We start from the raw sequence: 8295 nt of genomic DNA, 5'->3' as shown, positions 1-8295 counted from the left end.
GAGCGGCGGGTCTGCACCAGCGGGACGGTCCCGTCCTCGCGGGGCAGGGCCGTGGCCGCCGGGTTGCCCTCGGCGTCCCGGGTGACCAGGACGCGGTCGCCGGTGACCAGGGTCACCGTGGCGCTCCCGGCTCCGGTGCGGGCCGAGGCCTCGCTGCCGACCAGCGGTCGCTTGCCGGCCGTGCCGTCCTGCGGCTCATTCGCCATGGACGGCGCGACCGCGGTGACGGCCAGGACGACGGCGGTCGCCGCCCCCAGGGCCGTACGCGAAATCGGACGCATCGCTCTCCCCATCTGAATCCGGAAAAAGGGCATAAGTATCCCTTCGCCGGAGGCTGTTGGTGCTGCGGTGGCGCCACATTGGCAGAGGTGAGGGCGGTACAGGGATGATGGGAGAGGCGGGAATACGCCGTGGCCGTTTCCCGCCAGGTCACCAACGGAACGAATCCCTCCGGCGAACGTCCCCCGAACGATCCGGGACGCCCGCCGGAGGCGCGGCGAGGGGTGGGACATCCATGCTGGGAGCGATAGGTCTCGACGAGCGCCAGGAGTCCGCGTACCGCGCCCTGGTCGCGCTGGGCGCGGCCGAGGTCACCGATCTCGCGCACCGGCTCGCCCTGCCCGAGCAGGACACCGAGCGGGCGCTGCGCCGCCTGGAGTCACAGGGGCTCGCCGCCCAGTCCTCGGCCCGCGCCGGCCGCTGGGTCGCGGCGCCGCCCGGGGTCGCGCTCGGCGCGCTCCTCACCCAGCAGCGCCACGAGCTGGAGCAGGCGGAGCTGGCGGCCGCGCTGCTCGCCGAGGAGTACCGGGCGGAGGCCGAGGAGGCCGCCGTGCACGACCTGGTGGAGGTGGTGACCGGGGCGAGCGCGGTGACGCATCGTTTCCTCCAGCTCCAGCTGGGCGCCCAGGAGGAGGTCTGCGCCCTGGTGACGGGCAAGCCGCTCGTGGTCTCCGGCCTGGAGAACGACGCGGAGGAGCAGGCGGCGGGGCGCGGGGTCCGCTACCGGGTGGTGATCGAGCGCGAGGTGCTCACCCTTCCGACCGGGCTGCTCGAACTGTCCGCCGCGCTCGGCCGTGAGGAGAAGATCCGGGTCGCGGACCGGGTCCCCACGAAGCTGGTCGTCGCCGACCGGTCCCTGGCCATGGTGCCGCTGACCGGGCGGGGCGCCGAGCCGGCGGCGATCGTCGTGCACGCGAGCGGGCTCCTCGAATCGCTCATGGGCCTGTTCGAGTCGGTGTGGCGGGAGGCGCTGCCGCTGCGGCTCGGGGCCGGCGCGCAGATCACCGAGGACGAGGCGCCGGGCCCGGACGTGATGGACCTGGAGATCCTGTCGCTGCTGCTCGCGGGGATGACGGACGCGAGCGTGGCGAAGCAGCTGGACCTGGGGCTGCGGACCGTACAGCGGCGGGTGAAGGGCCTGATGGAACTGACCGGGGTGACGACCCGGCTCCAGCTCGGCTGGCACGCGTACGAGAAGGGCTGGGTCGCGCGCGGCTGACACCGGGACGCCGGCCGGGGGCGGCCCTTCCGAGGTCTCCCCCGTCCCCCGTACCCCGTCCGCCCTCCGCGACCTGCGGGAATCCCGAGCGTCGTGCACGCTGGTCAGCGTGGGTGTGTGGCAGCTCCTGATGATCGCGACGGTGATGCTGCTCGGTCTGTTCGGGGTCCTTGCGCCCGGCGTGCCGGGAACGTGGCTGGTGTGGGCGGCGATGCTCTGGTGGTCGCTGCACGAGCGGACGGACCTCGCCTGGATCCTGCTGGCCTCCTCGACCGGCCTGCTGCTCCTCACCCAGGTGATCGTCTGGCAGCTGCCGCCGCGCCGTGTCCGGGGCGTCGGCATCACCCGGCGCATGGTGGCGTACGCGGGGGTGGGCGCCGTCCTGGGCTTCGTCCTGATCCCGGTGGTGGGCGCGATCCCCGGCTTCGTCGGCGGGATCTACCTCTCGGAGCGGCTCCGCCTCGGCGGCCACGGCCAGGCCAGGGCGGCGACCCGGACGGTGATGCGGGCGGCCGGCACGAGCGTGCTCGTCGAGCTCTTCGCCTGCCTGCTGATCGTGGGCGCGTGGGCGGGCGCGGTGATCTGGGGCTAGGAGCTCGGGCCTGGTCCTGGGTCTGGGTCTGGGACTCGGGCCTGGTCCTGGGTCCGGGTCTGGGACTCGGGCCTGGTCCTGGGTCTGGGCCTGGGGCTCCGGCCTGGCCCTGGGTCCGGGTCTGGGTCTGGGTCTGGGTCGAAAGTCCGAGCCGGGACCGGTCCCCGTACCGAGCCGCCGAGGGGCGGTCCGCGCGACCCTGGAGGCATGAGGGATTTCGAGGGCTTCAGCGAGGCCGAGCGGGCCTATCTCACGGAGGGCCGGAAGCTCGGCCGGATGGCGACCGTGGACCCGTCCGGGCAGCCGCAGGCGAACCCGGTGGTCTACTTCCCGCAGGAGGACGGCACCGTCCTGGTGGGCGGGATCCGCATGGGCCGGACGAAGAAGTGGCGCAACCTGCGGAAGAACCCGAAGGTGGCGCTGGTCGTCGACGACCTCGTCAGCGTCCGCCCCTGGCGGGTGCGGGGCATCGAGATCCGCGGCGAGGCGGAGCTGCTGGTGGGCTCGCACCTGCTGGGCCCGCACTTCAGCGAGGAGGTCGTCCGGATCCATCCGCGCCGGGTCCACAGCTGGGGCCTGGAGGACTACGCGGCGGAAGGGCCCGCGCCCAGGTAGCGCGCCGCGTAGGAGCGCCACGGCCGCCAGTCCTCCGCCTCCGGGGTGCCCGGCGGGGGCACGTCCGGGTCGCCGAGGGCGCGCATGCGGATGAGCGCGGCCGCCTCGGCGGTGACGCCGGGGACGGCGAGCAGGGCGCGCTGGGCCTCGTCGCGGTCGGCGCCGGGGTCGAGGCGTACGGCTCCGTCGGCGAGGGCGCGGGCCAGCGGCCCCGCGACGGGGTGGCCGGTGAGGGCGGCGGGCTCCGGGAAGACGTGCGTGAGGGTTCCGCAGGCGGTGGCCAGGGGGGTGCCGTACGCCTCGACGAGCCGGGCCGACTCCTCGGCGCCGAGGACCGTCCGCAGCGCGAACTCCTCGGGCTCGGCCGCCCCCGGGGAGCGCACGCCCGGCCGGGCGGCCACCTCGGCGGCGAGCCCGGGGGCCGTGCCGAGGCGCTCGGCCACCGCGTACGGATCGGCGTCGAGGTCGAAGAGGCGGCGCAGCCGGTGGACGGCGGTGGTCAGGTCGCGCAGCTCGGTGAGGTGGATGCGGGCCTCCAGCCAGCGCCCGCCGGAACGCTCGTCGACGGAGACGACGCCGGTGCCGTACGGGAGGCGGAGGGTGCGCCGGTAGGTGCGGGCGCCGGGGGCGCCGACGACCTCCTCGACCCGGGGCACGGCCTCGGCGGCGAGCAGGTCGAAGACCTCGCCGGCGGCGTACGGGCCCCGGTGGGCGAGCCGCAGCGGCACCCCGGCGGCGAGGGCGGTACGGGCTCCCGCGCCGCTGCCCGCCTCGGCGCGCAGGGCGGTGGGGGTGCGGGCGTAGACGGCGCGGATCGTCTCGTTGAACTGGCGGACGCTGGCGAATCCGGCGGCGAAGGCGATCTCGGTGACGGGCAGGCCCGTGGTCTGGAGCAGCAGCCGCGCGGTGTGCGCCCGCTGGGCGCGGGCGAGCGCGACGGGCCCGGCGCCCAGCTCGGCGGTGAGCTGGCGCTGCACCTGCCGGGTGCTGTAGCCGAGGCGCCCGGCGAGCCCGGGGACGCCTTCGCGGTCGACGACGCCGTCGCCGATCATCCGCATGGCGCGCCCGACGACGTCGGCCCGTACGTTCCACTCGGCGGAGCCGGGCACGGCGTCGGGCCGGCAGCGGCGGCAGGCGCGGAAGCCGTGGCCCTGGGCGGCGGCGGCCGTCGGGTAGAAGGAGACGTTCTGCCGCTTGGGGGTGACGGCGGGGCAGCTGGGCCGGCAGTAGATCCCGGTGGTCCGGACGGCGAAGAAGAACTCTCCGTCGAACCGGGCGTCCCTGCTGCTGACCGCCTCGTAGCGGGTGTCGTCGTCCCTCATGGCTCCCAGTGTGCGGGAGGCGCCCCGCCCCGGCTCGCGGTTTTCGGACACCGCGGTCGGGGCGGGGCGGACCGGCCCTAGGTCCTGTCCGATGGGTCGTCCACGCGGTCTGAGAAGATCGGATGGACGGATCGAGCAGGAGGTGCCGCTTGCGGAGCGCGCTGTGGCCGCCATATGACGCGAGTGCTCTCGCGGGCCTTGGTGTGGACGGTGAGGCGCTGTCCGGGCTGGGCGAGCGAGGGTTGCCGGCCGACTGCAATCGCATGTTCGTGCGGGACGCGAGTCGGGAGCTGGAGGTCCGCGACCTTCCGCCGGGTCGGGCTGCTTTCCTCGGCGCGTTCGAGGACGGCGTCAACACGTACTGGCTGCTGATCGACAGCGGCGAAGTGTGGATGGTCCGCGGCTATGAAGGCGATGGGGACGAGCAGTGCGGGCTGGTCAACTCTTCGGTCGCTGGTCTGCAGAACGTCCTGGAGGTGTGGGAGGCGTTCGTCTGCTCGGGAAGGAGCGATGCGGACGACGACTACGAGGACTACGCCGACGATGTGGTCGAAAGGGCCCGGCAGAGCGATCCGAAGGTGTTCGAGGACGACGAAGCCTGGTGGTCACGCGTTTTCGAGGAAGTCGAGCTCGGCGTCCTGGTCCCGGAAGACCAATAGACGAGGACGCGACGGTCACGGGCGGCCCAGGCCCTCGTCGGAACGGTGTCTGGCCGGGCGGCGGCGGCCCGGAATTCGTGGCGCGCGGGTGAGGGCACCGGCTGCGTGCTGGTGTGCTCGGCAGGACGTCGGGTCGACGCTCACCATGCTCCAGTCGATTCGGCCCTCTGCATCGGCGTCGGCCCGGACGGCCCGGACGGCCCGGACGGCCCGCAGGATCTTCTCCCACGTGCCGTCCGCCGACCATCTGCGATGACGATCGCGAACCGTCTTCCACTTGCCGAACCGCGGCGGCAGATCCCTCCGGGGCAGGCCGGTTCGTTGCCGGAAGGGAATCCCGTTGATCACCCGGCGGTGGCACTGCCGACGCCCGCCCCGGCCGCGGTTACGCGGCAGATGCCGCTCCAGCCGCATCCACTCGTCATCCGAAAGGTCACCTCGCCCCGCGCCGACCGCAACGATCCCGTGCAAGGCGAGTCACAGGACCCGTCGGACACGGCCTAGCCGAGCCGGCCCTGGCGCTTGAACTCCATCTGGGCCCTGCCGCCCGCGCCCATGCGCTTCCACTCCTTGAGCATCTCGGAGCGCACCCGGGCGTCGGTCTTGGCCACGATCCGCCGGTTCTCGCGGATCAGCTTGCGGTAGCTCTCCAGGCGGCGCACGGACAGCGAGCCGTCCTCGATCGCCGCCGTCACCGCGCAGCCGGGCTCGGACTCGTGGGCGCAGTCGTGGAAGCGGCAGTCTCCGGCGAGCTCCTCGATCTCGGAGAAGACCTGGCCGACACCGGCCTCGGCGTCCCAGAGCCCGACGCCGCGCAGTCCGGGGGTGTCGATGAGGACTCCCCCGCCGGGCAGGACGAAGAGGTTGCGGGTGGTCGTCGTGTGCCGGCCCTTGCCGTCGACGTCGCGGGCGGCCTGGACGTCCATGACGTCCTCGCCGACCAGTGCGTTGGCGAGGGTCGACTTGCCGGCGCCGGAGACGCCGAGCAGCACGGTCGTGCCGCCGGCGACGGTCGCGGCGAGCACGTCGAGCCCTTCTCCGGTGGCGGAGCTGAGGGGCAGCACCTGCACGCCCGGCGCGATCGTCTCCACGTCCTCGACGAGGTAGGAGAGCCCGACGGGGTCGGGCACGAGGTCGGCCTTGCTGAGGACGACGGTCGGCTGGGCGCCGGACTCCCAGGCCAGGGCGAGGAAGCGTTCGATCCGGCCGAGGTCGAGCTCGACGGCGAGCGAGACGGTGATGACGGCGTGGTCGACGTTGGCGGCGAGGATCTGCCCCTCGGACCGCTTGGAGGAGGTGGAGCGCGCGAAGGCCGTACGGCGCGGCAGGCATGCCCGTACGTACCGGGGGTCGCTCGCGCCCTCCGGGTCGACGGCGGCCCAGTCGCCGGTGCAGACGACCCGCAGCGGGTCGTGCGGGGTCACGAACGCCGTGTCGGCGCGGATGACGCCTTCGGCGGTGGCGACGTCGCACTGGCCGCGGTCGACGCGGACGACCCGCCCCGGGACCAGTCCCTGGGAGGCGTACGGCGCGAAGGCGGCGGCCCAGCCGGAGTCCCAGCCGTGGGCGTCGAGCAGCGAGGAGGAAGAGGACGGGGAGGAAAGCGGGAAAGACAAGGGGGACCCTTCGAAGGGTGGCCCCGGCGGCGCGCTCCGAGCGCGCGGAAGTCGAGTGGGTGTCAGCCGGAGACCACAGGGGTGGGAACGATGAACTCCTGAATGCGGGCAGAACCCGTCACCGTGACAGTCATCACTGTCCTCACCTCCTGCTTCTTGCTCGACGAACCGACACCGTCCCCCTCGGGAACGGATGAGCAGAACCATAGCCCCGCACCGAGGACCGGCACCACCGATTAAATCCGAGACCTCACCCGCCCGGCATCGGCTGCGGACGCTCCGTCCTCGCACCGCGAGTCACACGGTGTCCAGGGCCGGCCCCCCGGCAACTCCGCCGTGAACCTCCGGCACTTCTCCGCCATGACGACCGACGTCCCCTGCTGCCACGGACTCCATGCCGCGAGGGGAACCTCGCGGCTCCGTGATCCGAGGGCGTGACGGCACGGGATGAACGGGACCGCGCGAAAGCAGACGTGACCGCCGACGACGGGGCAGGACCGCACGGCGTCGATTCACCGGGCTTCGGCGGCCACTTGACGGAGTTGCAGGCCAACGGGATCTCGAACGGCTCAACGCGGCGCCGGGGGCGGGCCGGTGATCCAGCCGAGTTCGTAGGCGTGCCACCCCAGTTGGATCCTGGTGGTGCCCCCTGTCAGGTCCATCATCCCCTTCACCCTCCGCTTCACGGTGCGCAGGCCCATCCCCAACTGCTTGGCGATGCGCGCGTCGGTCATTCCGACCAGCAGCAGGGCGAGGATCCGGAGGTCGGTCGCGTCGGGTCCGGCGGGTTCGTTCTCGATCAACTCCCCACCGATGCCGAGCCGGAGCGGCAGCGCCTTCCGCCACACCCGCTCGAACAGGCCCATCAGCAGATCAAGCACCCCGCTCGCGTGGATCACCAGAGCCGCGGGTTCGGAGCCGTCGCCGCCGAGCGGAACCATCGCCAGCGTGCGGTCGGCCACGACCAGCTTGGTCGGGACCGTGTCGACCAGCCGTACCTCCTGCCGGCGCCCGAGTCCCACGGCCAGTTCCGTGCGCTGGCCCGGCAGCGTCAGGGCCTCGCGCTCCAGCACGACGCGGTACGCGACCCCGCGGGCCACGGCCGCGTCCTCGACCGGGTTCTCCAGCGGGGCGACGGCGACCGGTCTGCCGGTGACCATGACGCACAGTTCCTCCACCGCGCCCATCTGGAGCTGGAGGAAGCGGTGCGAGACGGCCTTCGCGCCCGTCACCACCTCCACCAGGTCGTACACCGCGGACTCCGCCACCTCCGAGCGGTAGGCGTCCGCCAGCAGCGCGACCGCGTGCTCGGTCTCGTCAAGGACCTGCCGCTGCCGGGTGAGCAGCGCGCCCAGGGCGATCCCGGGCGGAGCGGCCACCCAGCGCCCCGGGCGGGGCCGTGCGGCGAGGCCCTGCTCCTCCAGGCGGTGCAGCGCGGCGGCCACGGTGGTCTCGCCGAGCGCGAGGCGGCGCGCGAGATCGTCCTGTGCGGCGCCACCGAGCCTGACGAGGCCGCGGTACGCCGCCTCCTGCGTCTCGTCGAGTCCAAGTGCTCCGAGCATTCCCGCCCTCCCCTTTCCGGAGGGTGTCCTTCCACCACCTGTGTGGCGGGAAACGGCCGCGGCACCTTCCCGCCCGCTACCGCTGTTCCGCACGGCCCGCCGCTCTTGCCAAGGTGTCGCCACCGCACCGGCAACGACCAAGGGAGAACGATGCCCCCGATATCGCGTACGGCCCTGGGAGCGGCGACCGCCGCCGTCCTGGCCGTCACCGCGCTCACGCCCTCCGTGGCCGCCCAGCCGGGCCCCGGCGCCCCCGGCGGCAAACCGCTCGTCGGCACGCAGGCGGCCGTGCAGCGCACGGACAGGCCCGTGACGGTCACCCTCGTCACCGGCGACCGGGTCCTGGTGGCCACGGACGCCTCCGGCCGCGCCTCCGCGACGGCGCTGCCGCGCGACGACGGCAGCGTCCCGCTCCTGGAGACACGTCAGGT

At 73.5% G+C, this 8295-nt stretch carries 9 protein-coding genes and 1 pseudogene; 5 read left to right on the top strand and 5 right to left on the bottom strand.

The genetic code is table 11. The features are described from left to right. Positions 1-281 (bottom strand): hypothetical protein (locus ACFYUS_RS38980; protein WP_388863045.1); only part of this gene is annotated, 281 nt, incomplete at its 3' end. A gap of 233 nt (positions 282-514) precedes the next feature. Between ACFYUS_RS38980 and ACFYUS_RS38975 the strand changes: the two genes are divergently transcribed. The 3 genes from ACFYUS_RS38975 to ACFYUS_RS38965 all read left to right on the top strand — a co-directional run bounded on the left by ACFYUS_RS38975 (position 515) and on the right by ACFYUS_RS38965 (position 2705). Next, complete coding sequence (locus ACFYUS_RS38975) at positions 515-1498, top strand: helix-turn-helix domain-containing protein (protein WP_388863043.1); 984 nt, start codon at positions 515-517, stop codon at positions 1496-1498. Positions 1499-1607: 109 nt separating this feature from the next. After that, complete coding sequence (locus tag ACFYUS_RS38970; RefSeq protein WP_388863041.1) at positions 1608-2090, top strand: DUF456 domain-containing protein; 483 nt, start codon at positions 1608-1610, stop codon at positions 2088-2090. Between the two features lie 207 nt (positions 2091-2297). Further along, on the top strand, positions 2298-2705 hold the full coding sequence (locus ACFYUS_RS38965) for a PPOX class F420-dependent oxidoreductase (RefSeq protein ID WP_388863039.1): 408 nt from the start codon (positions 2298-2300) through the stop codon (positions 2703-2705). On the opposite strand, the gene ACFYUS_RS38960 is transcribed toward ACFYUS_RS38965, so the two are convergent. Then, entirely contained in the window at positions 2675-4027 is a 1353-nt protein-coding gene (locus tag ACFYUS_RS38960) for a DNA-3-methyladenine glycosylase 2 family protein (RefSeq protein ID WP_388863037.1), read from the bottom strand. The two genes, ACFYUS_RS38965 and ACFYUS_RS38960, sit on opposite strands and share 31 nt — an antisense overlap. Positions 4028-4176: 149 nt before the next feature. On the opposite strand from ACFYUS_RS38960, the gene ACFYUS_RS38955 reads away from it, so the two are divergent. Further along, a complete protein-coding gene (locus ACFYUS_RS38955) occupies positions 4177-4686 on the top strand; it encodes an SUKH-4 family immunity protein (protein ID WP_388863035.1) in 510 nt (169 codons plus the stop codon). Positions 4687-4707: 21 nt separating this feature from the next. Here ACFYUS_RS38955 and ACFYUS_RS38950 read toward each other — a convergent pair. The 3 genes and pseudogenes from ACFYUS_RS38950 to ACFYUS_RS38940 all read right to left on the bottom strand — a co-directional run. Beyond that, positions 4708-5100 (bottom strand): annotated as a pseudogene (locus ACFYUS_RS38950) (transposase); the annotation flags it as partial. An 86-nt stretch (positions 5101-5186) separates the two neighbouring features. Beyond that, positions 5187-6302, bottom strand: a complete 1116-nt coding sequence (gene rsgA / locus ACFYUS_RS38945) for a ribosome small subunit-dependent GTPase A (protein WP_388863033.1) — start codon at positions 6300-6302, stop codon at positions 5187-5189. Between the two features lie 569 nt (positions 6303-6871). Next, positions 6872-7864 carry a helix-turn-helix domain-containing protein gene (locus ACFYUS_RS38940; RefSeq protein WP_388863031.1) on the bottom strand — a complete coding sequence of 331 codons (993 nt, stop codon included), beginning with the start codon at positions 7862-7864 and terminating at the stop codon, positions 6872-6874. A 150-nt stretch (positions 7865-8014) separates the two neighbouring features. Between ACFYUS_RS38940 and ACFYUS_RS38935 the strand changes: the two genes are divergently transcribed. Then, positions 8015-8295, top strand: a 281-nt coding sequence (locus tag ACFYUS_RS38935) for a hypothetical protein (protein WP_388863029.1), incomplete at its 3' end; no start/stop codon positions are given.

The organism is Streptomyces sp. NPDC004284 (assembly GCF_042874035.1).
GTDB lineage: Bacteria > Actinomycetota > Actinomycetes > Streptomycetales > Streptomycetaceae > Streptomyces.
This window is presented reverse-complemented; position numbering and strand designations above follow the sequence as displayed.